The 25,896-nt window shown below is 73.7% G+C and carries 17 protein-coding genes; 6 read left to right on the top strand and 11 right to left on the bottom strand.

All coding sequences use genetic code 11. The features are described 5' to 3' along the window. Window positions 1-73 precede the first annotated feature (73 nt). Together ACFY0P_RS38140 and ACFY0P_RS38135 are read left to right on the top strand one after the other, a co-directional pair. On the top strand, window positions 74-1,711 hold the full coding sequence (locus tag ACFY0P_RS38140) for an APC family permease (RefSeq protein WP_388924108.1): 1,638 nt from the start codon (window positions 74-76) through the stop codon (window positions 1,709-1,711). A 75-nt stretch (window positions 1,712-1,786) separates the two neighbouring features. Beyond that, window positions 1,787-3,010, top strand: a complete 1,224-nt coding sequence (locus ACFY0P_RS38135; RefSeq protein WP_388924105.1) for a 4-hydroxybenzoate 3-monooxygenase — start codon at window positions 1,787-1,789, stop codon at window positions 3,008-3,010. Between the two features lie 257 nt (window positions 3,011-3,267). On the opposite strand, the gene ACFY0P_RS38130 is transcribed toward ACFY0P_RS38135, so the two are convergent. Next, window positions 3,268-3,633 carry an ArsR/SmtB family transcription factor gene (locus ACFY0P_RS38130; RefSeq protein ID WP_388924102.1) on the bottom strand — a complete coding sequence of 122 codons (366 nt, stop codon included), beginning with the start codon at window positions 3,631-3,633 and terminating at the stop codon, window positions 3,268-3,270. 62 nt (window positions 3,634-3,695) lie between these two features. Here ACFY0P_RS38130 and ACFY0P_RS38125 point away from each other — a divergent pair, with 62 nt between their 5' ends. Beyond that, complete coding sequence (locus ACFY0P_RS38125) at window positions 3,696-4,862, top strand: cation diffusion facilitator family transporter (protein WP_388924099.1); 1,167 nt, start codon at window positions 3,696-3,698, stop codon at window positions 4,860-4,862. A 151-nt stretch (window positions 4,863-5,013) separates the two neighbouring features. Here the strand turns inward: ACFY0P_RS38125 and ACFY0P_RS38120 are convergent, their stop codons facing one another. Both ACFY0P_RS38120 and ACFY0P_RS38115 read right to left on the bottom strand, forming a co-directional pair. Next, window positions 5,014-5,568, bottom strand: a complete 555-nt coding sequence (locus ACFY0P_RS38120) for a YbaK/EbsC family protein (RefSeq protein WP_388924096.1) — start codon at window positions 5,566-5,568, stop codon at window positions 5,014-5,016. A 31-nt stretch (window positions 5,569-5,599) separates the two neighbouring features. Next, window positions 5,600-6,172, bottom strand: a complete 573-nt coding sequence (locus ACFY0P_RS38115) for a helix-turn-helix domain-containing protein (RefSeq protein ID WP_388924093.1) — start codon at window positions 6,170-6,172, stop codon at window positions 5,600-5,602. 124 nt (window positions 6,173-6,296) lie between these two features. On the opposite strand from ACFY0P_RS38115, the gene ACFY0P_RS38110 reads away from it, so the two are divergent. Next, window positions 6,297-7,154: an EamA family transporter gene (locus ACFY0P_RS38110; protein WP_388924090.1), complete on the top strand. Its 858-nt coding sequence runs from the start codon at window positions 6,297-6,299 to the stop codon at window positions 7,152-7,154. 19 nt (window positions 7,155-7,173) lie between these two features. Here the strand turns inward: ACFY0P_RS38110 and ACFY0P_RS38105 are convergent, their stop codons facing one another. Next, complete coding sequence (locus tag ACFY0P_RS38105) at window positions 7,174-7,938, bottom strand: acyltransferase (RefSeq protein ID WP_388924087.1); 765 nt, start codon at window positions 7,936-7,938, stop codon at window positions 7,174-7,176. Window positions 7,939-8,048: 110 nt separating this feature from the next. On the opposite strand from ACFY0P_RS38105, the gene ACFY0P_RS38100 reads away from it, so the two are divergent. Continuing rightward, window positions 8,049-8,576: a gamma carbonic anhydrase family protein gene (locus ACFY0P_RS38100; protein WP_388924084.1), complete on the top strand. Its 528-nt coding sequence runs from the start codon at window positions 8,049-8,051 to the stop codon at window positions 8,574-8,576. A 94-nt stretch (window positions 8,577-8,670) separates the two neighbouring features. Here ACFY0P_RS38100 and ACFY0P_RS38095 read toward each other — a convergent pair whose 3' ends face one another. Then, complete coding sequence (locus tag ACFY0P_RS38095; RefSeq protein ID WP_388924081.1) at window positions 8,671-9,315, bottom strand: DedA family protein; 645 nt, start codon at window positions 9,313-9,315, stop codon at window positions 8,671-8,673. Between the two features lie 209 nt (window positions 9,316-9,524). Between ACFY0P_RS38095 and ACFY0P_RS38090 the strand changes: the two genes are divergently transcribed. Further along, a complete protein-coding gene (locus ACFY0P_RS38090; protein ID WP_388924441.1) occupies window positions 9,525-10,508 on the top strand; it encodes a YbhN family protein in 984 nt (327 codons plus the stop codon). 9 nt (window positions 10,509-10,517) lie between these two features. Here the strand turns inward: ACFY0P_RS38090 and ACFY0P_RS38085 are convergent, their stop codons facing one another. Genes ACFY0P_RS38085 through ACFY0P_RS38060 form a run of 6 tightly spaced genes read right to left on the bottom strand, consistent with a single transcriptional unit; the run spans window position 10,518 to window position 25,421 of the window. Next, complete coding sequence (locus ACFY0P_RS38085) at window positions 10,518-11,573, bottom strand: class I SAM-dependent methyltransferase (protein ID WP_388924078.1); 1,056 nt, start codon at window positions 11,571-11,573, stop codon at window positions 10,518-10,520. Next, complete coding sequence (locus ACFY0P_RS38080; RefSeq protein WP_388924075.1) at window positions 11,557-12,750, bottom strand: glycosyltransferase; 1,194 nt, start codon at window positions 12,748-12,750, stop codon at window positions 11,557-11,559. The genes ACFY0P_RS38085 and ACFY0P_RS38080 overlap by 17 nt, the downstream gene beginning before the upstream one ends. Then, complete coding sequence (locus tag ACFY0P_RS38075) at window positions 12,747-13,562, bottom strand: alpha/beta fold hydrolase (protein ID WP_388924072.1); 816 nt, start codon at window positions 13,560-13,562, stop codon at window positions 12,747-12,749. The genes ACFY0P_RS38080 and ACFY0P_RS38075 overlap by 4 nt, the downstream gene beginning before the upstream one ends. A gap of 3 nt (window positions 13,563-13,565) precedes the next feature. Further along, the gene (locus ACFY0P_RS38070; RefSeq protein WP_089105552.1) at window positions 13,566-13,883 is read right to left on the bottom strand and encodes an acyl carrier protein; all 318 of its coding nucleotides are present in this window, start codon (window positions 13,881-13,883) and stop codon (window positions 13,566-13,568) included. After that, complete coding sequence (locus ACFY0P_RS38065) at window positions 13,880-18,556, bottom strand: beta-ketoacyl synthase N-terminal-like domain-containing protein (protein WP_388924069.1); 4,677 nt, start codon at window positions 18,554-18,556, stop codon at window positions 13,880-13,882. Before ACFY0P_RS38065 ends, ACFY0P_RS38070 begins: the two co-directional genes overlap by 4 nt. 1 nt (window position 18,557) lies before the next feature. Beyond that, on the bottom strand, window positions 18,558-25,421 hold the full coding sequence (locus ACFY0P_RS38060) for an SDR family NAD(P)-dependent oxidoreductase (RefSeq protein ID WP_388924066.1): 6,864 nt from the start codon (window positions 25,419-25,421) through the stop codon (window positions 18,558-18,560). Window positions 25,422-25,896 lie beyond the last annotated feature (475 nt).

Genomic DNA, 25,896 nt, shown 5'->3' with positions numbered 1-25,896 from the left:
GCATGGAACGGACCCTTACCTTGTGGCCTCTTGCTCGTTAAATCTGCGTTCAGAAACTGAGAGGCCACTTGACATGGTGAGTGTCGAGAAAGCCGCCACGGAGGACATCACACCTTCGGGCGGTCTGAGGCGAGACGTCGGCCTGATCGGCCTGATGTGGGCCTCTGTGGGCTCGATCATCGGCTCCGGATGGCTGTACGGCGCCGAGAAGGCGGTCGGCGTGGCCGGCCCCGCGGCGATCATCTCGTGGGTGATCGGCGCGATCGCGATCGTGCTCCTGGCACTGGTGCACGCCGAGCTCGGCGGCATGTTCCCGGTGGCGGGCGGCACGGCCCGCTACCCGCACTACGCGTTCGGCGGCCTGGCCGGCATGTCCTTCGGCTGGTTCTCCTGGCTCCAGGCCGCGACCGTGGCCCCGATCGAGGTCGAGGCCATGATCGGTTACGCCGGTCACTGGAAGTGGGCCCAGCACCTCCAGCACGCCGACGGCACCCTGACCGCGAGCGGCCTGCTGGCGGCGGTCGTGCTCATGGCCCTGTTCGTCGGCGTCAACTTCTTCGGCGTCCGGGTGCTCGCGCACACCAACAGCGCCGCGACCTGGTGGAAGATCGCCGTGCCACTGGCCGCGATCTTCATCATCGCGATCGGCAACTTCCACCCGGGCAACTTCCACTCGGAGGGCTTCGCGCCCTTCGGCGCCAAGGGTGTCCTGACCGCGATCAGCACCAGCGGCATCATCTTCGCGCTGCTCGGCTTCGAGCAGGCCATCCAGCTGGCCGGCGAGAGCCGCAACCCGAAGAAGGACCTGCCCCGCGCCACGCTCGGCTCGGTCGCGATCGGTGCCGTGATCTACGTCCTGCTCCAGGTCGTGTTCATCGCCGCGCTGCCGCACAGCACCTTCGCGCGCGGCTGGGGCCACCTCGCGTACGAGGGCATCAGCGGCCCGTGGGCCGGTCTCGCCACCCTGGTGGGCCTCGGCTGGCTGGCCTGGGTCCTCTACCTGGACGCGATCATCTCCCCCGGCGGCACCGGCCTCATCTACACCACCGCCACCTCCCGCGTCTCCTACGGCCTGGCGAAGAACGGCTACGCGCCGAAGATCTTCACCCGGACCGACTCCCGCGGTGTGCCGTGGTTCGGCCTCATCATGTCCTTCGTGACCGGCGTGATCTGCTTCCTGCCGTTCCCGAGCTGGCAGCAGCTGGTCGGCTTCATCACCTCGGCGAGCGTGCTGATGTACGCCGGCGCCCCGCTGGCCTACGGCGTCTTCACCGACAAGCTGCCGCAGCGCGAGCGCCCGTACCGGCTGCCCTTCGGCAAGGTGGTCTCGCCGCTGTCGTTCGTGGTCGCCAACCTGATCATCTACTGGTCCGGCTGGGACATCCTGTGGCGGCTCGGCCTCGCGATCGTCCTCGGCTACCTGCTGCTCGGCGGCTACGCCTTCTACGCCCACAGCAGGAACCTGCCGGACGCGCCCCGGCTGGACTTCCGGGCCGCGCAGTGGCTGCCGGTCTACCTGATCGGCATGGGCCTGATCTCCTGGCAGGGCAGCTTCGGCGGCCAGAACAACATCGCGCTGTGGTGGGACATCCTGGTCATCGCCGCCTTCTCGATCGGCATCTACTACTGGGCCAAGGCGACCGCCTCCACGGCCGAGGACATCGAGCGCAGCATCGACGAGGTCGTGGTCACGGACGCCCCGGCGCACTGACCCCTCCTCCTCGCCTGCGTCCCGTCAGCCACGGTGGCACTGCCGTGGCTGACGGGACACCGTCATAATGCGGGGGTGACTCACCCCTCCCCCCACAGCAACTCCCCCTCCGGAGAACGCCGTACGGTCGTCGTCGTGGGCGCCGGGCCCGCAGGGCTGACCGTCGGGAACATCCTGCGGGCCGCCGACGTCGACTGCGTGGTCCTGGAGACCGAGAGCAGACAGTTCATCGAGACCCGGCCACGGGCCGGGGTCATCGAGGAATGGGCGGTGCGCGGGCTCCGGCAGCGCGGCCTGGGCGACGGCCTGGCGGCCCGGGCGCAGGTGCACAGCGAGTGCGAGTTCCGCTTCGACGGCGAACGGTTCCGGTTCGACTACCGCGAACTGACGGATCATCATCATTACGTCTACCCACAGCCGTTGCTGGTGACGGACCTGGTGCGGGAGTACGCCGACGTGCGCGGCGGGGACATCAGGTTCGGGGTGCGGGACGTCGGGCTGCACGACCTGGAGACGGACCGGCCCGCCGTGTCGTACCTCGACCCCGGGACCGGCGAACGGCACGTTCTGCGCTGCGAGTTCGTGGCGGGCTGTGACGGGGCCCGCGGGGTGACCCGGGCGGCGATACCGCAGGGGCGGGTGCGGGTCGCCCGGAAGGACTACGGCATAGCGTGGCTGGCGCTGCTCGCCGAGGCGCCGCCGTCCTCGGACTGCGTGGTGTTCGGCGTCCATCCGAACGGCTTCGCCGGGCACATGGCGCGCAGCCCCGAGGTCACCCGCTACTACCTGCAGTGCCCGCCGGACGACGATCCGGAGAACTGGTCGCACGACCGGGTCTGGGACGAGCTGCGCGAACGGCTCGGCGCGGCCGGGGCGCCGCCGCTCACCGAGGGGCGGCTGATCGAGAAGCGCCTGCTGGACATGCACGACTACGTGGTCGAACCCCTGGTCTACGGCCGCCTCTTCCTGGCCGGAGACGCCGGGCACCTGACCGCGCCGATCGCCGCCAAGGGCATGAACCTCGCCCTGCACGACGCCTTCCTGCTGGGCGACGCGCTCGCCGGGCACGTCACCAAGGGCGACGACGCCGGCCTGGAGGGCTACTCCCACGCCTGCCTGCGCCGGGTCTGGGACTACCAGGAGTTCTCGCAGTTCCTGTCCGGCATCTACCACGGCACGGCCTCCGGCGATCCTTTCCTCGCGGGCACCAGCCTGGCCCGGCTGCGCAGGCTCTTCACCTCACGTGCGGCGGCCACGGCCTTCGCCGAGCAGTACCTCGGTTCGGCCGCCGCCTACTGAGAGCCAGGCGGGGACGGCCGCCGGGTTCCCGGTGCGGGTCGTGAACAGCGCCCTACCGGCGAGGGCGAGCAGGACGACCGCGAGGGCCATGGCCAGGTGGACGCCGGACGGGGGTGTGGCCCCCGCGGCCATCGGGGCGGTGGCGGCGGCCGCGGAGCCGTCCGCGCATGTGAAGGCGGTCCGGGAAACGCCCCTCGGCCCGGCGCCGGCCGCCGCGACCAGTGATCCGGAGGCGGTGCTCGCCCTGCTGGAGAAGCTCAATCGTCTGGTGCGGCAGCGGTCTCGGTCAGCCGGTGGTCCGCCACCTTCAGCGCCTCCTCGACGAGCGTCCGCAGGTGACCGTGGCGCAACGAGTACACCACCCGCCGCCCCTCCTTGCGGGTGCCCACCAGACCGGCCAGCCGCAGCCGGGCCAGATGCTGGCTGACGGCGGGCCGGGCGGCACCGCACACCTCGGTGAGCGTGCTGACGTCGGCCTCCCCCGCGGTCAGGGCGTGCAGCAGGGTGAGCCGGGTGCGGTCGCCGAGCAGGGCGAGGAGTTCGGCGGCGAGCGCGAACTGTTCCTCGCCCGGGGTGCGCGGATGCGCATGATGCGCAGGTGATAGGTGCAAGCGTGCGCTCATACGCACATAATGGCGTCGTGGGCGTCCCGTGTCCACGTCCCGCGCACGGAGAGGGGAGCCGCATGAGCGACCGGCACCACCACGAACACGCACACGCGGACGACCGCCACCCCCACGACCACACACCCGCGCACGACCCTCACCCTCACGACCACGCCCACGACCGGCAGGGCGAGCCCGTCCACGGCCATGAGCACGACCATGACCACCAGCACGGCCACTCCCACTCCCCCTCGGCCGGCCTCCGCCACCGCCTCACCCACCTCCTGAAGCCGCACTCCCACGAGACGGCCGACAAGCTCGATCCCGCGCTGGAGTCCTCGGCCCGGGGCATGCGGGCGCTCTGGGTCTCGCTGGCCGTGCTCGGCGCGACGGCGCTCGTGCAGGCGGTCGTGGTGGTCCTGTCCGGCTCGGTCGCCCTGCTCGGCGACACGGTGCACAACGCGGCGGACGCGCTGACCGCCGTACCACTGGGCATCGCCTTCGTGCTCGGGCGCCGCGCGGCGAACCGTCGCTTCACCTACGGCTACGGGCGGGCCGAGGACCTCGCGGGGATCGCGATCGTGCTGACGATCACCGCGTCCGCCGTCTTCGCCGCGTGGACGGCCGTCGAACGACTGCTGGATCCGCGTCCGGTCACCCACCTGACGGCCGTCGCGGTGGCCGCGCTCGTCGGGTTCGCCGGGAACGAGTGGGTGGCCCGGTACCGGATCCGGGTGGGCCGGGAGATCGGCTCGGCCGCACTGGTGGCCGACGGACTACACGCCCGTACTGACGGGTTCACCTCGCTGGCCGTGCTGCTGGGGGCCGGCGGCGCCGCCCTCGGCTGGCAACTCGCCGATCCACTGGTGGGGTTGGCGATCACGGCGGCGATCGCGCTGGTGCTGCGGGACGCGGCGCGCGAGGTGTTCCGGCGGGTGATGGACGCCGTGGACCCGGAGTTGACCGACCGGGCCGAGCGGGCGTTGCGCGAGGTGGCGGGGGTGCGGGCGGTGGGTGAGCTGCGGCTGCGGTGGATCGGGCACCGGCTGCGCGCCGAGGTGGCGGTCGTGGTGGACGGCGAGGCGACCGTACGGCAGGCCCACACGATCGCCGTCGCGGCGGAACATGCGCTGCTGCACGCCGTACCGCGGCTGACGGCGGCCCTGGTGCACGCGGATCCGGCACCGGCGCCGGGCCAGGCGGACCCGCACCTGGCGTTGGCCCACCACGCGCACGCCGTCTCCTGAGCGCGCCGCGGAAGTGCCGCGACAAGCCTCGGTCGACCGCGGCGCCGTCGTTGCTGGTCGCGCAGTTCCTCCGCCGGCTTTCGGCCGGGGGTATCCCCAGCGCCCCTGACGGGCCGCTGCCGAACCGCAGCGGACTTCGCCCGGACCCGCCTCAGACTCCCAGCCCCGCCAGCACCACCGCACCCGGCAGGTCGGCGAACGCCTTGCCGGGGACGAGGAGTTTGCCGCGTCGGCGGCCGCTGCCGACCAGCACGTAGGGCAGGTCGACCACGGCCGGGTCCACCAGCAGCGGCCAGTCCTGCGGGAGTCCGATCGGGGTGATGCCGCCGTACTCCATGCCGGTCGCCCCGGTCGCGGTGTCCGTCGACGCGAACGAGGCCTTGCGGGCGCCGAGTTGGCGGCGCACCACGCCGTTGACGTCCACCTTGGTGGTGGACAGCACCAGACAGGCCGCCAGGGTGGTCTCGCCGCCGCGCCTGCCCGCCACCACCACGCAGTTGGCCGACTTCTCCAGCAGGTCGCGCCCGTAGTGCTCGACGAAGACCGCGGTGTCCGCCCACCGCGGGTCGGTCTCGACGTAGACGATCCGGTCAGCGGGCACGGCGCCGGTCCAGTGGCGTACGGCGTCGGCGACCGGCGCGGTCAGCTCGTCGAGGCAGTCCGGGGCCGGGACGGCGGTGTCGAAGTCTCCGATGGGTGCGCGCATGTCCGCACGCTAACAGCCCGGCCCGCGGGGCTCAGGGCACGGGCGGCACGGAGACCGTCATCACCATCTCCATCGGCACGTCCCCGGTGTTGCCGTACACGTGGGCCGTGTTGGCCTCGAAGGAGGCGCTGGCGCCCGTCGGCACACGGTATTCGGTCCCGTCGACGGTGAGGGTGAGTTCACCGGCGGTCACATGGACGATCTCCACCGTGCCGGTCGGGTGGGGTTCCGAGGTGCTGCTCTCGCCCGGCATCAGATGCCAGTCCCACATCTCCAGCGGGCCGGGTGCCTCGGTGCCGGCGAGGAGCCGGTTGTAGCTGCCGGCGTCGGTGTGCCACAGCCGGACGGCCTTGTCGGCGGGGATGATCTGGACCTTCGGGCCCTGTTCGTAGTCGAGCAGGGTGGTGATGCTGATGCCGAGCGCGTCACCGATCTTGACGACCGTGCCGATGCTCGGGTTGGTGCGGGCCTGCTCGATCTGGATCAGCATGCCGCGGCTGACTCCGGCCCGGGTCGCGAGCACGTCCAGGGTGAAGCCGCGCACCGCGCGCCAGTGCTTGACGTTGCGGGCCAGGGACTGGGTCAGCAGGTCGAGGTCCGACACGTTCCGTCCATCGTGGAAGGCATTGTGGTCCTTGCGGTCAAATATTTTGAATGACGCAGTTCATCTGACTGAACTACGATGGGGTGTACCTGATCGTTCACCGAACTGTACTGCGAGGCGGGCCGTGACAGCATTCTTCGCCCTGACCACCAGTCTCCTGTGGGGGCTGGCCGACTTCGGCGGCGGACTGCTCACCCGACGCGCGCCGGCGCTCACGGTGGTCGTCGTGTCGCAGGGTCTGGCGGCGGTCGTGCTGGGTGTGATCGTGGTGGCCACGGGCGGCTGGAGCGAGGCCGGGCCCCGGCTCTGGTTCGCGTTCGCGGCGGGTCTGGTCGGGCCGGTCGCGCTGTTCTCCTTCTACAGGGCCCTCGCCCTCGGCCCGATGGGGGTGGTCTCCCCGCTGGCCACGCTGAGCGTCGCCGTCCCGGTCGGGGTCGGGCTGTTCCTCGGCGAGCGGCCGGGGCTGCTCCAGGTCGCGGGCATCGCGGTCGCCGTCACCGGGGTCGTGCTGGCCGGTGGCCCGCAGCTGCGCGGCGCGCCCGTGCAGCGCCGGACGATCCTGCTCACCCTGGTCGCCGCCGGCGGCTTCGGCACGGTGTTCGCGCTGATCACGGAGGCGTCCACCACGGTCACCGGCCTCTTCCTGGCCCTCCTCGTGCAGCGGCTGACCAGCGTCGCGACGGGCGGCGCCGCCCTGTGGCTGTCCGTGCGCCGGGGTGTGCCCGCGCTGCCGGAGGGCGGCTTCGCCCGGGCCGCGCTCCCGGCGCTCGGCTTCGTCGGACTCGCCGACGTCGCGGCCAACGGCACGTACTCGGTCGCCGCCCAGCACGGCCCGGTCACCGTCGCCGCGGTGCTCGCCTCGCTCTACCCGGTGGTCACCGCGCTCGCGGCCCGCGGCTTCCTCAGTGAACGGCTGCGCGCGATCCAGGCGGCGGGCGCCGGGCTGGCGCTGGTGGGGACGCTGCTGCTGGCCACCGGCTGAACCGGCGGCCGACGCGCGCTCAGCTCTCGGGTTCCAGTTCGGCGAGCCGCGCCACGTCCTCCTCGTCCAGCTCCGCCAGCGCGCGCAGCTGCTCCGGCGTGGTGCCCGCCGGGATCGGCACCGGCGGGGGCGTGCGCAGCGGCGGCTGCCAGCCGGTCTCGGGCGTCCAGCGGCGTACGACCCGGGCGGGTGCGCCGGCCACCACGGCGTGGTCGGGCACCGTGCCCCGGACCACCGCGCCGGCGGCCACCACCACGTTCCGTCCGATCCGGGCGCCCGGCAGGATCACCGCGCCGGTGCCGATCCAGCAGCCCGGTCCGATCTCCACGGGCTCCATGCGGGGCCACTGCCGGCCGATGGGCTCGTGCGGGTCGTCGTAGGAGTGGTTGGTGGAGGTGACGTAGACGTACGGGCCGAAGTAGCAGTCGCTGCCGATGGTGACCGTGGTGTCCGCGATGACGTGGCTGCCGCGGCCGAGGACCACGCCGTCGCCGATGCGGAGGATCGGGTCGGGGCCGAGGTCGAGGTCGGGCATCAGGCCCGCGGTGAGGGTGACCTGTTCGCCGACGATGCAGTGCGAGCCGAGGTGGATCCACGGTTCGCCGAAGACCGTGCCGAGCGGGAAGGCGAGGCGGGTGGCCTCGCCGAGGGCGCCGAACCGGAAGCGGCCGGGGTGGTCGGCGGTGACGGATCCCGTGCGCTGCAGCCAGGCCCAGGCCGCGTGCACTGCGCGTTGGGCGAGGCGGCGGGGCCAGGACGAGAACGTGTTCTTGGGCTTCGGCACGCAGTCACGCTACTCAGCGGGCGCCGGCTTGAAGAGGGCGGGCTGCTGTGATCTTCGCCCCAGGTGGTGGGCTAGGTTGCCGTGGACGTCGATGACGATGGGAGACGGTGATGACGCAGCAGGCGCTGATCGTGGGGATCGGGGGGCGTGAGCCGAGGATCGAGGCCGACGTGTTCGTGGCGCCGACCGCCTCGGTGATCGGGGACGTGACGCTCGAGGCCGGGGCGAGTGTCTGGTACGGCGCGGTGGTGCGGGGGGACGTGGAGAGGATCACCGTGGGGGCGCGGGCGAACGTCCAGGACAATGTGACGTTGCACGCGGATCCGGGGTTTCCCGTGCGGGTCGGGGAGCGGGTGTCCATCGGGCACAACGCGGTGGTGCACGGGGCGACCGTCGAGGACGACTGCCTGATCGGGATGGGGGCGACCGTGCTGAACGGTGCCGTGATCGGGGCGGGGTCGTTGGTTGCGGCGCAGGCGCTGGTGCCGCAGGGGATGGTGGTTCCGCCGGGGTCGTTGGTGGCGGGGGTGCCGGCGAAGGTGCGGCGCGAGCTCAGCCGGGAGGAGCGGGAGGGGGTGACCCTCAACGGGACCTTCTATGCGGAGTTGGCCAAGGCGCATCGCGGGGTGCATGAGTAGGTCGTGTGGCGGGTGCGGCGGAGTGGGGGCTGGTCGCGCAGTTCCTCCCCCAGCCTTCGGCCGGGGGTAATCCCAGCGCCCCTTTCGGGGCGCTTCAGTCCCCGGCGCTCACAGGTTCCGCTTCCTTCTGCGTCATCTGGACCTTCTTCGCCTTGCGGCGGACGATCAGCATCGACGCCAGGCCGAAGAGGACCGCTGCCGCCAGGCCCACGTACGAGAACCTCTTCAGCCAGTCCTCCGCGACGACGCCGACGTAGTAGACGACCGCCGTCGTGCCGCCCGCCCAGCAGATGCCGCCGAGGAGGTTGGCGGTCAGGAACTTCCAGTACGGCATGTGGAGGACGCCGGCCAGGGGGCCCGCGAAGATGCGCAGGAGGGCGATGAAGCGGCCGACGAAGACCGCCCACATGCCCCACTTCTCGAAGGAGCGCTCGGCGGTGGCGACGTGGCCCTCGCTGAAGTGTCTCGGGAACTTCCTGCCCAGCCAGGCCAGCAGGGGACGGCCGCCCTTGCGGCCGATCGCGTAGCCGATGGAGTCGCCGATCACCGCGCCCGCGGTCGCGCAGGCGCCGAGGACGAACGGGTTGACGCCCGAGTGCTGGGAGGAGAGCAGCGCGGCGGAGACCAGGACGATCTCGCCCGGCAGCGGGATGCCCAGGCTCTCCAGTCCGATCACCAGCGCCACCACGGCGTAGACGGCGACCGCAGGCACCGAGTCGAGCCATTCCTGGACGTGCACCGCCGGATCCTCCCCTGTCGCGTGCTCCTTCCCCAGGAAGGCTACCGGGTCGGCCGGGTACCACCGTGCCCGCGGCACCGGCCCGCCCCCCTGCCTTCGGTTTTCGGACATCCGGGTGTCATACGGGACGGGAAGGCTCCCCGGCGTCTGCTCGCCTGCGGCTCCCCACCGCCGGCCCGCCGTGGAAGGACAACGTCCCCGTGTCCTCACTGTCATCACTGTCGTCGTCCCGCCCCGACGCACCCGTGCGTCCGCTGCCGGCGCCCTCCTCGATGGCGGGCCGGCCGCTCCGGCTCGCCCTGTGTCTGTCCCCGCTGCTCATCGCGGCGGTCTGGGGGCTGACCAACCAGTCACTGCTGTACGAGGGCGCCACCCGGCTCGCCCGTGCCGAACCGGCGTGGCTGCTGGCCGCCGGCGGTTTCACCTGCCTGACCTGGGTGGTGGCCGCCTGCATGCGGCAGGGCGCCGTGCCCGACCGGTTGCCGCCGGGGCTGCTGCTGGCCTCGCAGTTCGCCGCCGGCGCCGCCAACCACGCGCTGCCCGCCGGGCTCGGCGCACACGCGGTCACCGTCCGCTTCCTGCGCACCCGGGGCGTCCCGCTGGAGCGGGCCACCTCCTCGATCGCGCTGTACTCGGTGGCCAAGTCGGGTGCGAAGGCGGTCGTGCTGATCGTGTTCCTGCTGTCCTCGTCCGCCTGGCGGCGGCTGGGCGAGCTGGTCCCGGACGGCGTGGTGCTGATCCCGGTCGCCGCGGTGCTCACCCTGGTGGGCGTGGCGACGGCCGTCGTGCGACCGCTGCGGCGGCCGGTCACCGGGCTGGTCCGCTCCGCGCTCACCGATGCCCGGACGGTTCATGCGCGGCCCTCCCGGGTGCTGGCCCTGTGGGGCGGGGCCACCGCGATGCCGCTGGTGCAGGCGTGTGTGCTGGCCTGCACCGGGGAGGCGCTCGGCCTCGGGCTGTCGTGGGGCACCGTGATCTTCGCGTACCTGGCGGCGGGCACGGCGGGAGGTGCCGTACCGGTACCCGGCGGGGTCGCGGTGGACGCGGCGCTGGTGATCACGCTGGTCGCGTTCGGCTCCCCGGTCGCGGTCGCCACCGCGACCGTGATCGGCTACCGCGTCCTGACCGACTGGATCCCGCTGCTGCCGGGCGCCCTGGTGCTGTCGGCGATGATCCGCGCGAAGGTGCTGTGAGGCGAGGCGTCAGCCGCGCCGGGCGACGATGCGGTAGGCGTTGGAGACCCGAAGACGGCGCGAGAACGGCCGTACGGCGAAGCGGTCCAGGAGGGTGCCGGCGATCAGGGCCGGGATGCCCGCGATGAGCAGGGCCGCGCGGAGGGTCTTCTGGAGGCCGCCGGGCGGGGTCGGCAGCCAGGGGGCGTCCTCGCGCGGGGCGGTGTGGTCCAGGGCGAGCCAGACGGCGGCCAGCAGGTCGACGGGGTCGTGGGCCTCGGCGTGCTCCTCGGCGACGACCGTGAAGCCCAGCTCGGTGAGGCGGGCGCGCAGGTTGGCGACCGGGATGAAGTGCAGGTGCTGCGGCTGCAGCCAGGGCAGCCACCAGCGGCCCAGCAGGCGGGCGTAGCGGCTCTCGGGGTCGGGGACCTCGATGAGGAGGTGACCGCCGGGACGTACCGTCTCGTGCGCGGCGCGCAGTTCGCGGTCGGGGTCGGTGCTGTGCTCCAGGTAGTGGAACATACTCACCACGTCGTAGCGGGCGGCGAGTTCGGGGGCCAGGTCGGGGAAGGCGCCGCGGTAGGCGTGCTCCACGCGGCCCTCGCGCGCGGCGAGTTCGACGCCGTCGGTGAAGTCGAGACCGTCGAAGGCGGTGCCGGGCAGCACCTCGCGGGCGGCCTCGCAGAAGTGGCCGTGGCCGGTGCCGACGTCGAGCCAGTTCTTCGGGGTCGCGTCGTGCGGGAGCATGGACCGGGCGCGGCCCTGGTACATCTTGGTGCGGCCGCCGAAGGTGCCGCTCATCTTCTGCTCACCGAGGCCGTCGTAGAAGTCGCGGTAGTAGAACTCCAGGCCGGTGTCGTTCAGGCGCGGGTTCTGGAAGGTGTGGCCGCAGTCCCCGCAGCGGTCGAGGGCGAAGGAACCGGGCTTGTGCTGGAGCAGGTCGGTGGTGCGCAGCCGGGTGGTCAGCCGGTCGGAGGCGCACCAGGGGCAGGTGGTGCGCCGGGGTTCGAAGAAGCGGTCGGTGCCCTCGGTGAGGTCCCGCCGATAGGCGGAGCGCAGCGCCTCGATCTCACTCTGCTTGCTCATCGGTTCTCCTTGCGTGCGGGTCGGCCGCGAGGGCTTCCAGGTGGGTTGCGGCGGCCGGTGCGCCGCCCGCCGCGCGGAACGCGGTGCGGATCCTGGCCGCCGCCGTGCGCGGGCCGGGCTCGTACAGGACGGTGTCGAGGGCCTCGCCCAGCCGCGCGGCGGTGACCCGGCCGAACCGGACCCTGAGGCCCGCCCCGGCGTCGACGACCTGCCCGGCGATCACCGGCTGGTCGTCGCGGATGGGGGCGACGACCAGCGGGACGCCGTGCCACAGGGCCTCGCAGACGGTGTTGTGCCCGGCGTGGCAGACGACCGCGTCGACCCGTTCCAGGAGCGGGAGTTGGGGCAGCGAGGGCAGGATCAGGAGGTCCTTGTCGTCGGCCGCGGGGGGCAGGGTGCCACCGGGGTCGGCGACCAGCGCCTGGACCCGGTCGGCCCGTTCGCGGACGGCGGCCACGCACTCGGCCAGGAACCGGCCGCCCACGTCCGCGTTGGCGGTGCCCAGGGAGATCAGGACCCGCTCCCGGCTGGGGTCCAGCCACTCCCAGGGGAAGCCGTCGGCGACCGGCCGCTCGGAGATCGACGGTCCCACGTAGCGGACCGCCGGACGGTCGGTGGGGCCCGCCAGTTCGGGGGTGGTGAAGGCGAGCGTCAACAACGGCGAGAAGCGCGGGTCTGCGGTGCCCGCCGGGTCGCCGATGCGGTCCCGTAGTTCCGCGAGCCGGTCCCGGAGCCACTCGGCGACCTTGGGGATGCCGTCGTAGGCGTCGCCGAACTCGGCCGAGGTGGTCGCGGAGGTCGCCCACGGCAGCCCGAGCCGCTCGGCCACCAGAGCCCCGGCGAAGGCCTGTTGGTCGGCGACCACCACATCGGGGCGGAACTCGTCGACGGCCGCCCGGACGCCCGGCGCCATGGCGTCCGCCAGGGGCACCAGGAACCACTCCCAGAGGAACTTCAGCGCCTCCGCGCCCCGCAGGTCGGCGGGCCGCCGCTCCCCCTCCGCGGTCCCCGCGCACGGGAACACCCGTGCCTCGGGCCCGGCCAGCCGGCGCACCAGCCCGGCGTCCGCGCAGACCCAGGCCACCCGGTGCCCGCGCGCGGCGAGTTCGGCCGCGACGCCGACGGCCGGGTTGATGTGCCCGACCAGGGGCGGTACGACGAACAGGAAGCCGCTCACCGGGCCCCGGCCCGTACGCCGCCGCCGACCGAGTGGATCAGCTCCAGGATGTGTCCGCCGACCGTGCCGGCCGCCTCGACCAGCACGGAGTGCTCGTGCCCTGGCAGCACCACCGACCGGTAGTCCGCCAGCAGGGCCTCCTTCAGCGGGACCACCCCGACCAGGTCGGAGTCGCCGCCGTACACCCCGAGGACCGGGCAGCGTACGGCGCTGATCTGGTCCTCGGTCAGGACCCGGCTGGCCGGGATGTCCCGGCCCAGGCTGGTCTCGCGGGCGAGCCGGGCCGCGCCCTTGGCCAGCCGGGCGGTGTTGTGGCTGCGGTTGGCGGTGATCCAGGCGATCGCGTCCGGCTCGTTGTGCGCGAGTTCGGTGACGACCCGGTGCAGGATGCCGCCGAGTTTCGCGGCCCAGGCGGCGGTCGCCGGTTCGGACTCGATGAGGGTCAGGCTGGCGGTGCGCTCCGGGTGGCGGGCCGCGTAGCCGAAGGCGATGGTGCCGCCGTAGGAGTTGCCGACGAGGTGGACCGGGCCGGTGATCGACAGGTGGTCGAGCAGGGCCTCCAGGTCGTCGATGTTGTGGTCGAGGGTGTACCCGCCGCTGGGGCGGCCGCTGCGGCCGTGGCCGCGCAGGTCGTACATGACCACGTCGAGGCCGGAGGCGGCGAAGGCGGGGGCCACGGTGAAGTAGTAGCTGGCCAGGCTGTCGGTGAGCAGCCCGTGCACCAGGACCACGGTGGCCAGGGGGGTGCGGCCCTCCCCCGGGCCCATTCTCTGTACGTGCAGCCGGATGTCCCCGGTGTCGACCATCGCCATGGCTCAGCCCGCCTCCGTGGCCTTCAGGCTCCACACCACGTACTCGACGAGCCGGCCGACCGTCAGCTCGATGATCTCGTCGAACTCCATCCCGGCCAGGAACTCGGCGAAGTTGACCCGCTTCCCGTACCGCTCCTCCAGGAGCCCGGCCAGGGTGACCAGGTCGATGCTCTCCAGCTCCAGGTCGCGGTTGAAGGTGGTGCTCATGCCGATCTCGGCGTCGTCGTCGCCGTACTCCTCCAGGAGGGTGCGGAGCATGCGCGCGAGGTCGGCGAGCACGGCCTCCTCGTCGGCTCGGATCTCGGGTTCGGTGGGATTCATCGCGGGTCCTCCTCGGGGTCTGCGGCTGCCGGTCCGGTGGTCCAGGCCACGACGTAGTCGCGGTCCGGCAGTGCGGGGGGATTGCGGACCGGCGCGCAGTGCACCGGGTAGGCGCGTTCCAGCCGGCCCGAGACCAGCAGCCGGCTGCCGTCCGGGGCCGCCTCCAGGACGGTGAAGTCCCGGGGCCGGCCGCCGAATCCGGTGCCCTCCGCCTTGGCGACGGCCTCCTTGGCGGCCCAGAAGCGGGTGAACCACAGCGACGGGGAACCGTCGGCTGAGAGAGCGTGCAGCAGGCGGAGTTCGTCCGCGCCGAGCGCGGCCCGGATGGCCGCCGGGTCTCGTTCGGCGACCTCTTCGAGGTCGATGCCCGGTCCGGGTCCGGGGGTGTGCGGGCGTACGATCGCCACCGCCGCCTCGGCCCGGTGGGCGAGGGAGACGTCCAGCGCGGGCAGGGTGCGGCCGTGCACGCCGACGACGTAAGGGCGGCCCGACGCGTCGTTGCGGACCCGGAGTTCGGCCGGGAAGACCGGCCCTTCGCCGTGCTGCCAGAGCCACTGCCGCACCGCGTCCTTGGCGGTGATCCGGCCCAGCAGCCACTGCCGGCGGCCGCGTGGCGGGTGCTCGGCGTACTCCGAACGCTCCGCTCCGCCGAGGGAGTTGCGCATGATCAGCTCGCGGGAGGCCAGGTCCGGCCAGCGCTCGTGGAGCAGGGTCCAGCCGCCGGGCCGGGCCTCGGAGAGGGTGTTGCGCTCCGGGAAGCGTTCGACGGGGCGGGTCTGCGGGTCGTTGTCGAAGCGACGGTCCTGCCAGCCGCCGATCCGGGCCCAGACCCGGTCGCCGACGGTGAGCTCCACGTCCGCCTCCAGGACGGTGTCGGTGAGCGAGGTGATCCGCACCAGGCAGCCGACCTCGGTGCCGGGGGCGGGATGCGGGCCGTGGAAGCGCATCTCCCGCATCTGCACCGGGAAGACGACGGTCCGCTCGGTGCGGGTGGCCATGATCCAGTAGCCGAGGATCTGGCCGACGTTGTCGAGCAGGGCACCGGGGGCGGCGGGCGTGGTGATCACTCCGCGGACATGCCGGTCACCGATCGCGGAGAGCTCGGTGACGCCCTGGAACGCCGGGCCGTGGAACATCCAGCGCTCGGCGTACAGCTCGGCGGCGGGGTGATCGGGGGTGCGCTCGGCGGCCGGGGGCCGGGCCGGGCCGGCGGGCGGCGGCGCGTGGTCCGGGGCCACTTCGACGACCGCGCGGGCGGTGGGGCCGAAGGTGACCGAGACGCGGCCGGGTCCTTCGGGGGTGACGGTGACCGGGACGTCGACGGCGGGTGTGGCGGTGAGCCAGCGGTCGAAACGGGCTCCGTGCACGGCGACCGCCCGCAGTCCGGTGGCCTCCTCGGCCGCGTCCGTCATGTGCTGGACGATCGTGGTGGCGGGGACCACGGGCCAACGGTCCTCGGTGTCGGGCCAGCCGGGGCGCTGCGGGAAGAAGCAGTGGTCGAGGAGGTGGGGCATCGCCTCGGGGGACACCCGGAGGGTGGTGGTGCGGGAGGTGGGGGGCGGCTGGGGTCCGGTGGGCGGAGGCACTGCGGGGGCCGGGACGCGAGGCAGGGCACGGGCGGCCGTGCGGGCCGCGGTGGCGGACGAGGCGCTGATCGTGGTGAGGAGGGCCGCTGCCGTGTCGGCCGTCTCCCGCAGCAGCGCGTCGAGTTCGGCGGCGGCCGGGACGCGGGTGGCGAAGTCCTCCAGCGGGGAGGGTCCGGCGGGGTTCCGTCGGCTGCCCAGCGCCGTGCGGAGTTCGTGCAGTTCCGGACCGTCCAGGGACACCAGCGCGCCGCCCAGGTCGAGCCGGACGGGCGGCCGCTGCCGTGACGGCGTCGCCGCGCTGCCGGTCTTCGGGACCGCCGGGGCGACGGCGGCACCCGCGGTCCACAACGCCGTTGCCACGCGACGCAGTTGGGCCAGACCGGAGCGATGGGGTGAGTTGGCGGCGACGGCGAGGTGGTCGCGGTCGCCGAGGGTGTCGCCGATCAGGGAGGCCAGCTGACCGGGGCCGGTCTGGACGAAGACCCGGTGCCCGGCGGCGTAGAGGGCCTCGACCAGCTGCCGGAACCGGACCGGCTCCAGCAGGTGCCGGACGAACAGCTCGCGCACCTCCGCCTCGGCCGCCGGGAAGGGGGCCGCGGTGGTGCCGGACCAGACCGGGACGGTCGGCCGGTGCAGCCGGAAGCGCTCGGCGGCCTCCTTGATGGGGGTCAGGTACGGCTCCAGCATCGGGGTGTGGAAGCCGGACCGGAACGGCAGCACCTGGCACAGCACGCCGTCGGCGCGGAAGGCCCGGACGAAGTCCGCGACGGCCCGGTCCGGGCCGCAGACCATCGACTGGTTCGGCGCGTTGTCGTGGGAGAGGACGATCCCGGCGTCCGTCCAGTCCGCGTGGAGCGCGGCGAGGACCCGGTCGGCGGGGGCACCCACGGCGGCGAAGGCGAGGCCCGGGACGGTGACCGCGTCGGGGTCGAACTCGGCCATGAACGCGTCCACTTGGTCACCCGAGTAGAGCCCGGCGGCCACCATCGCCGTCCACTCGCCGACGCTGTGCCCGGCGACCGCGTCCGGCACCACGCCCATCCGGCGCAGCGCCGCATCCAGCAGCCGCCCCACGCCGACGACACCGAACCCATGACGGCCTACGTCCCCGACCCGCACGGCGTCCGTGACGGGACCGGTGACGGTGGGGAGGCCGAAATGCGCGGCGATGTCGTCGACGCGGGGAGTGAACTCGCCTTCCAGGCCCGGGAAGACGAAGGCCGGTCCGCCGGTGCGGAGCAGCGGGTCGGGCCGGAACCACACGTCGTTGCGGCCCTGCCAGGCGCGGCCCTTGCCGACCGCGCGCCGGGCGAGGGCGAGCCGTTTCGCGGTGGGGTCGACGATGCCGAGGCGGGCGGGGCCTGCCTGCGGGTGGGTGCCCTCGGGGGCCAGACCGGCGGCGAGGACGGCGGAGTCGTCGGCGGCGAGGACGGCGGTCAGCCGCTCGGGGGTGTCGGCGGCGAGCAGGAGGATGCGCTCGGGTTCGATGACCTCCGCGACGCGGGGTGCGGTGACTTCGGAGCCGCGGGGTCCGGTGACCTCGGAGCCGCGGGATGCGGTGACTTCTTCGGCGCGAGGCCCGGTGACTCCCGCACTGCCGGGTGCGGTGGCTTCCCCCGCGCGAGGCCCGGTGACTCCCGTGCTGCGGGTGACGGCGGCCGCGCGGTTGCCGGGGGCCTCCTCCAGGACCACGTGGGCGTTGATCCCGCCGAACCCGAAGGCGTTCACGGCGGCTCTGCGGACCGGCTGTCCGGGGGCGGTCTCCCAGGGCCGGGCCCGGTCCAGGGTGCGGAAGCGGGTGGCGGCGAGGGCCGGGTGCGGGTCGTCGCAGTGCAGGGTGGGCAGCAGGGTGGCGTGGTGGAGCGCGAGGGCGGCCTTGACCAGCCCGGCGACTCCGGCGGCCGGCATGGTGTGGCCGATCATCGACTTCACCGAGCCCAGCACGGCCCGCTCGTTCTCGTCGCCGGGCCCGAACACCTCGGCCAGGGTGGTCAGTTCGGCCGTGTCGCCGGCCGGGGTGGCGGTGCCGTGCGCCTCCAGGAGGCCCACCGAGTGCGGTGCGGTGGGGTCGAGACCTGCGGCCCGCCAGGCCTGGCGTACGGCGTGGGTCTGGCCGCCGGGGTCGGGGTTGACGAGTCCGGCGGTACGGCCGTCGCTGGCCACGCCGGTGCCGCGGATCACGGCGTAGACGCGGTCGCCGTCGCGTTCGGCGTCGGCGAGGCGTTTGAGGACGACGACCCCGGTGCCCTCACCGATGAGGATGCCGTCGGCGTCGCGGTGGAAGGGGCGGATGCGCTGGCTCGGGGAGAGCGCGCGCAGCTGGGAGAAGACGCTCCACAGGGTGATGTCGTGGCAGTGGTGCACTCCCCCGGCGAGCATCACGTCGCAGCGCCCGGCGGTGAGTTCGGTGACGGCCTGGTCGACGGCGACCAGGGAGGAGGCGCAGGCCGCGTCCACGGTGTAGGCGGGGCCGCGCAGGTCGAGGCGGTTGGCGATCCGGGAGGCGGCGAGGTTGGGTACCAGGCCGATGGCGGACTCGGGGCTGGCGGGGCCGAGCCGATCGGTGAACGCCTCGCGCACCCGGGCCAGTTGGCCCGGGGTGAGGTCGGGCACCAACTCACCCAGGGTGCGGACGAGTTGCCCCGCCGTCCGGACCCGCTGGTCGAGCCGGACCAGGCCGGGCGTGAGATAGCCGCCCCGGCCCAGGACCACCCCGATCCGGTGCCGGTCGGGCAGCCGGTCCGCGCCGCCCGCGTCCGCGATCGCCGCGGCGGCCACGTCGAGGGCGATCAGCTGGTCGGGCTCGGTGCCGTGGACGGAGTTCGGCATGATCCCGTACCGGGTGACCTCCACCTCGGCCAGCCCGTCGACGAATCCGCCGCGCCGGCAGTACACCTCGTCGGAGACGGCGGGCCCGGTCGCCGAGCCCGGCCGGTAGTAGTCCGCGTCCCAGCGTCCTTCGGGCACCTCGCCGATCGCGTCCACGCCGTCGCGCAGGTTGGTCCAGTAGGCGTCGAGGCCCGCGGCGCCGGGCAGCAGCACCGCCATGCCCACGATCGCGACCGGTGTCCGGCGGTCGTCGGTCATGTCACCAGCCCGAGGCGGTGTAGACGACGGCCCGGACGGACTCCTCGCCCCAGGCGAGTTCCCGCAGCAGGGCGGCGGTGCCCTCGTCGGGGTCGATCAGCTTGATGCCGCGGCGCGCGTACTCGCGTCCGAGTTCCGGGCTGACCATGCCGGTGTGGCCGCCGACGGGTGCCCACGGCCCCCAGTGCACGGTCAGCGCCCGGTTCCCGGTGCGCTCCGCCCAGCCGGCGCCGAGGCTCTCCAGGGCGTCGTTGGCGGCGGCGTAGTCGGCCTGGCCGCGGTTGCCGAGGACGGCCGAGATGCTGCCGAACAGGACGGCGAAGCCGGGCCCGTTGGGCAGTTCCTCGAGGGCGGCGAGCAGGGTGGCCGCGCCGGTCGTCTTGGTGCCGTAGACCCGCTGGAAGGACTCCATGGTCTTCTCGGCGATCAGCCGGTCCTCGATCACCCCGGCCGCGAAGACGACTCCGTCCAGGCGGCCGTGGTCGGCGTAGATCTCCTTGACGGCCTGGAGTGCGGCGTCGCGGTCGCGGAAGTCGACGGCGCGGTAGCGGGCCTCGCTGCCGAGCGCGGCGAGTTCGCCGAGGGTGGCGGTGATCTCCCGCTGGGCCAGGATCAGTTCGGCCTCGCGGTTGATCTCTGCGGGCTTCAGGCCACCCCGGGCGGCGAGGGCGGCGCGGAGTTCGGCGGGGGTGCGGGCGGCGGCGGTGTCCGATGCCTCGGGACCGTTCGGCGCGGGGGTCCGGCCGAGCAGCTCGATCCGGCACCGGCAGGCGGCGGCGAGGGTGGCCGCGAACTTGGCGGTGATGCCCCGGGCGCCACCGACCAGCAGCACCACCGAGTCCCGGTCGAGGCCGAGGGCGGCGGCCTCGGCGGCCCCTGCCCCGGCCGGGCCGGCTCCGGTGCCGCCGAGCGCGCCGGGCGCCACCTCGACCAGTTCGAGACCCTGCCGGCCGGCGGATGTGCGCAGTACGACGGGAGCCGGTTCCGGCGTGAGCAGTTCGGCGAGCAGCGCGTCGGCGACCGCCTCCGGTGCGGTGTCCGCGAGGGTCACGACCCGGGCGACGGTGTCCGGATACTCCCGGGCGACAGTCCGGAAGAGCCCGTGCAGGCCTGCCGAGCGTGCCGCGTCCGGACCGTCGGCGGGACGGGCGGCCAGCAGCCAGCGCGGGCTCCTGGCCAGGGCGGCCCGCAGGACCGGATAGGCGGCGGGCAGCACGGGGGTGTCGCTGCCGGGCAGCGCGCCCAGGTACAGCACGCCGTCCACGGCTCCGTCCGCCTCCCCGAGCAGGTGGTCGGCGTCCACGGTCACGGCCTCGGCGCCGTACCCGGTGAGCCGTGCCGCCGACTGTGCGCCGTCCCCGAGGACGAAGAACCGCTTGCCGGACAGCACGCCGGCCGGGTCGGCCACGGCGGCGGGGTGTGCCAGGGGCACGGGCCGCATCTCGAACCGCTTCGGCGCCTCACCCACGGGGATCTCGTCGGCCGTGGAGGGGTGGGACTCCGATGCCGGTATGTCCGGACCGGGTCCGGCGGCAGCCACCGGCTCGGACACGGTGGGCGTCCCGTCGGTGGCGGCCGGGGCCGGTCCGGTGGCGGCCGCGGCCGTCTCCTCGGCACCGGTGCCGACCCGTGCCCTCAGCCATCCGGTGACGGCCGCCGCCGTGCGCGCCTTGGCCAGTTCTTCCAGTTCGGCGTCGTCCAGGGTCTCCGCACCGCCCGCGATCCCCAGCCGCTTGGCCAGCTCCCCGGCGATCTCGGCCCGCTTGATCGAGTCGATGCTCAGGTCGGCTTCCAGATCGAGGTCGGGCTCGATCATGTCCACGGGATAACCGGTGCGCTCGCTGATGATCTCCAGGACGACCCGCTCGACGTCGGCCGTCGCCTCGGGCTCGACCGCGGGTGCGGGTGCGAGAGCGGGTGCGGGCTCCGCCGACTGCGGCTGCGGTACGACCGCTTCGGCCGACGGCAGCTGCTGGAGCACCGGCGCGGCCGGGGCCTGCACCTGGGCCGCCCCGAAGTAGGTGAGCAGTACGTCGCGCTGGGCGGCGATCATCTCCCGGCTGGTGCGCAGGAACTCGGAGATCAGCGCGTCCTGGTCGGCGGGGGCGCCGTGCGGCTGGTTCGTCGTCACAGTCGTCGTCTCCACGACTCGTCGGGCCGGTGCGAGGGCACCGGGCAGGAGTTCTCCGGCGGCGGTGCGCACGAGCTGTCCGTCGACCGTCCAGCCCGGCCGTTTCGGCGCGGGAGTCCGCAGCGCGTCCACGGCGTCCCGGCCGCGCAGCAGCCAGGCGGTGCGTACCGGTGCGCCGGCCACGGCCAGCCGGGCCAGCGCGTCGAGCCAGCCGCGCAGTCCGCCGCCCGCACGGGGCTCGCAGGCCACGGTGGTGTGCGGGCGGTCGCCGAGGATCTGCCCGACGAGCCGGGTGAGGACGGTCCCGGGCCCGGCTTCCACGAAGACCCGGGCCCCGGCCTCGTACATCGCCTCGATCTGGGCGGCGAAGGCGACGGGTGAGCCGATCTGGGCGGCGAGTTCGGCGCGAACGGCGTCGGCGTCCGGCCGGTAGGGGGCCGCCGTGCGGTTGGACCACACCGGGAACTCGGGCGGTCGTACGGCCGTGTCCGCGAGGACCTCCGCGAACCGCTCACCCGCCCCGGCGACGACCGGGCTGTGGAAGGCGCAGGCCACCGGGATCCGCTTGGCGCCGAGGCCCGACTCGCGCAACAGCCTTACGGCTTCGGTCACTTCGCCGGTGGGGCCGGAGATGACCGTCTGCCGGGGCGAGTTGTGGTTGGCGACGACCACGGAGGGCGGAGCCCCGGCCGTCCGCAGCGCGCGCTCGACGTCGTCCGCCGTGCCGGACACGGCGGCCATGGTGCCCGGTTCGTCGCCCGCGGCGGCCAGGATCGCGGCCGCGCGTTCGGCGCTCAGCTCCAGGAGGGTCTCGGGAGCGAGCGCGCCGGCCGCGCTGAGGGCGACGAGTTCGCCGTAGCTGTGTCCGGCGGCCATGTCGGGGCGCACGCCGGCCGCCGTCAGGAAGGCGTGGGCGGCGAGGCCGGTGATGCCGAGGGCGGGCTGGGCGGCCCTGGTGTCGGTGAGAGCGGCCCGGCGGCGCTCGCGGGTGTCCTCGTCGAAGGCGGCGGGCGGGTACAGGGTGTCGGCGTGGGCGCGGCCGAGCCGGAGGTAGTGCTGCAGCTCGGGGAAGGCGATGAGGACGTCGGCGAGCATGCCGGGGCGCTGGCTGCCCTGGCCGGGGAAGAGGAAGGCGACCTTGGCGTCGGCGTCCGGCTGCGGGTCGGTCAGGTGGATGCCGGCGGCCGGGTCGTGCTCCCCCGCGAGGACGCGGCGCAGTTGCCCGGCGAGCCCGGTCACGTCGGTCGCGACCACCGCGGCCCGTACCGGCTCGTGCGAGGCGTCCGCGCGGCGGGCCGCGGCGAGCGCCAGGTCGCGCAGCCGCCAGGACCCGCTCCCGGCGGCCCGCAGGATCTCCTCGACGCCCCGGTGGGCGGCCTTCTCGTCCCGCCCCCGGAACACGAACAGCTCGGCGGGCCAGGCGTCCAGCCCCTGCTCGGGCGGTACGGCGCTGTCGTACGCACCCAGCACCACATGGAAGTTGGTCCCGCCGAACCCGAACGCACTGACTCCGGCGACCCGTTCGGCTGGCGGAGCCGCCCAGGGCCGGGCCTCGGTGTGGAAGGCGAACGGGCTGTCCTCCTCCTTCCAGGCGGGGTTGGGGCGGTCGAGGTGCAGGGTGGGCGGCCTGACGCCGGTGTGCAGGGCGAGGGTGGTCTTGATCAGCCCGGCGAGACCCGCGGCACACTTGGTGTGCCCGATCTGGGACTTGACCGACCCGAGGCCGCAACCGCCGTTCGCCGCGCCCGCCTCGGCGAACACCTCGCTGAGGATGGTGAGTTCGGTGCGGTCGCCGACGACGGTGCCGGTGCCGTGCGCCTCCACCAGACCGACCTGCGCCGGGGAGATCCCGGCGTTGCGGTACGCGCGGAGCAGCGCGGCCCGCTGGCCCTCGGGGCGCGGCGCCGTCAGGCCCAGGGAGCGGCCGTCGCTGGACGAACCCAGTCCCTTGATCACGCCGTAGATCCGGTCGCCGTCGCGCTCGGCGTCCGCCAGCCGCTTGAGGACGACGCAGGCCACGCCCTCGCCGAGGGCGATGCCGTCGGCGGAGCCGTCGAAGGCGCGGGAGCGGCCGGTCGGGGACAGGGCGTGCACCGAGGAGAAGAGGACGTAGTCGTTGATGCCGTTGTGCAGGTCGGCGCCGCCGCAGAGGACGACGTCGCTGGTGCCGGCGGTGAGTTCCTTGCAGGCGACGTCGACGGCGGCCAGTGAGGAGGCGCAGGCCGCGTCCACGGTGTAGTTGGCGCCGCCCAGGTCGAGGCGGTTCGCGATCCGCCCCGAGATGACGTTGGCCAGCATGCCCGGGAAGGAGTCCTCGGTGAGCCGGGGCAGCTGGTCCTCGAGGCCGTCGGGGACCTTGCCGTAGTAGGAGGGCAGTACGGCACGCAGGGTGGCCGCGTTGGAGAGGTCGCTGCCGGCCTCGGCGCCGAAGACGACGGAGGTACGCGACCGGTCGAACTCCCGTCCCTGTGCGCCGTATCCGGCGTCGTCCAGGGCGCGCCTGGCGGCCTCCAGGGCGAGCAGCTGGACGGGCTCGATGTGGCCGAGGGAGGCGGGCGGGATGCCGTAGCCCAGCGGGTCGAAGGGGATCGGTGGCAGGAAGCCGCCCCACTTCGAGGTGGTGCTGCCGTCGGCGTGGTGCACGGCCGGGTCCCAGCGCTCCACCGGCACCTCGGTCACCGCGTCGTGTCCGGCGACCACGTTCGCCCAGAAGGTGGCGAGGTCGGGGGCCTCGGGGAACATGCAGGCCATGCCGACGATCGCGATGTCGAGCGGGGCGGGGGCGGGAGGCTGGACCGGCCGCGCCACCGCCGTCGTCCGCCGCGCCAGGAAGTCGGCGGCTCCGCCGGTCACGGCGTGGTGCAGGGCGGCCACCGTGGTGGTCGCCGAGCGCAGGACGGCGACCTCTCCGGCCATGAACATGCCTTCGGAGAACTGGCGTTGCTCATCCACGGGCGCCAACGCGCCGTCGGCCGACCGGTCGACGGCCTTGCTGGCGATGCGCAGCCGGCCGACGTTGAGCCGCTCCAGCTCCTCCCACACCTGCCGGTCGGACGCCCCGCTGTCCCGCAACTCGGCCTCGCGTTCACGGTAGTTGAAGGTGAACGGGCTGGGCACACAGCGGGTGGCGTGGCCGGGTGCGGTCTCCAGGAGGGCCGTGGAGGCGGCCGCCACGACCTGGCGCTGGAAGAGCGGCTGGATCGCGCCCCGGTCCACGGCCTCCTCGGTGAAGAGGTAGGCGGTGCCCATGAGCAGGCCGACGGCGGCGCCCCGGGCGGTGAGCGGCGCGGCGAGCGCGGCGACCATCGCCGCCGAGCGTTCGTCGTGGATGCCGCCCGCGAAGAACACCTCAAGACCCTCGGCGTCCGGGAAGTCCTCGAGGACGGCGAGCTGGGCCTCCCAGAGCGGGAAGCTCGCGCGCGGTCCGACGTGGCCGCCGCACTCGGAGCCCTCGAACACGAACTTCCGGGCCCCGGCCTCCAGGAACTGCCGCAGCAGCCCGGGCGAGGGCACGTGCAGGAAGGTGCTGATCCCGGCCCGCTCCAGCGCCTCGGCCTGCGCGGGCCGGCCGCCGGCGACGACGGCGTGGCTGGGCCGCAGTTCCCGGACCGCTTCGAGCTGGGCGTTCCTGAGCTCCTCGGGCGCGAAGCCCAGGACGCCGACGCCCCAGGGCCGTCCGTCGAGCGCGGCCTTGGCCTCGGTCAGCATCTCGCGGGTGCGGGCGCCGTCGGCGAGGGCCAGCGCCAGGAAGGGCAGCGCCCCGTCGTCGGCGACGGCGGCGGCGAAGGCGGCCCGGTCGCTCACCCGGGTCATCGGGCCCTGCGCGACGGGCAGCCGGGTGCCGAGGGCACGGCTCATGGCGGAGGTTCCGGGGCGCAGTGCCCCGCAGGCGTCCGCGTCCACGCGTATCGCCGCCGTCAACTCCCTCACGGTCCGCCGCACATCGCCCCACCGCTCGGCGAACCGTGCGGCGAGGAAGCCGTCCTGGCCCACCGGGAGCAGCTGGGTGCGCAGGTCCTCGGCGCCGAGCAGCGCGGCCGGATCGCCGGCGGGCGGGCGCACGGCGTCCGGGCCGCGGCGGTGCAGGACCCGGTGTCCGGCCACGACGGCCGTCTCGGAGCCGTCCAGGGAGCGCAGTGCGGCCGCCGTCGCCTCGGGGAGCCGGGACTCGGCGAGCAGGGCCAGTTGGCTGTCGAGGACCACCCCGGCCGCGCCGCCGGCCACCGCGGCCGCCGCCGTGTGCGGTCCGATGCCGCCGGCGGCCCAGACCGGCACGTCCAACTCGGTTGCGCCGAGCAGCTGCTGGAGAAGCACGAAGGTGCTCAGTTCGCCGACCCGGCCGCCGCTCTCGGCGCCCCGGGCGACCAGTCCGTGCGCTCCGGCCGCGACCGCCGCGCGCGCTTCGGCCAGATCGGTCACCTCGGCCAGCACGCGTGTGTGCGGGGCGAGTTCGGCGATGGTCCAGGGTGCGTCGGGGGCCCGCACCACGGTGTCGGGCGCCGGGCCGAGCTCGTCCCGGGTGAGGGCGCAGCCGGCGGCGACCCGCACGCCGTACGGTCCCGGGGCGGCCCGTCTCAGCCGGGCCAGCGCCTCCCGGGCTCTTCGGTCGCCGCGGCCCAGGTCGAGGACGCCGAGTCCGCCGGCGGCACAGACCGCTGTGGCGAGCCTGACATCGGGTTGTCCGAAAGGGGTGATGCACATGATCAGGTCGACGGCACGCACAGGGGACGTCATGACGCTCCGAATAATCGGGAGGACAGCACGGTGGGGGAGGTGTGCGGCGGAAAGCTCGTGGTGAGGCCACCGGAAACTAGCGAGTTCATTACTCGCGGGTCAATAACGGAGGGGACCCGTCACGTCCGGTAGTATTGATTCGGCCAGCGGGAGGAATTCACCGCAAGAGCCGAAAACCCTGGCAATCCACTGCGGATCGGCGGCCGTTCAGCAGCCGGATCACTGGCGGCACACCATCACAAGCCCGTCAAAGCACCCTGGCGATTCACCCGGCACTCACCACGACGCAACGCGCCGTGCGGCCGCGCCGAGCTCTGTAAATTCGGGATGACTTCGGTCCGCTGGCTCGATCGTGGCACACCGGAAACCCGCGGCGAACGCCGCTGCGTCAGCCCTCACCCAATCCTGACAAAAACCTGTCGTCAACCACATCACTTCAAATGAAACACACGGCGGGGAAAATTCTTGTAAACCC

It is taken from the genome of Streptomyces sp. NPDC001714, from assembly GCF_042892755.1.
Classification (GTDB): domain Bacteria; phylum Actinomycetota; class Actinomycetes; order Streptomycetales; family Streptomycetaceae; genus Streptomyces.
This window is presented reverse-complemented; position numbering and strand designations above follow the sequence as displayed.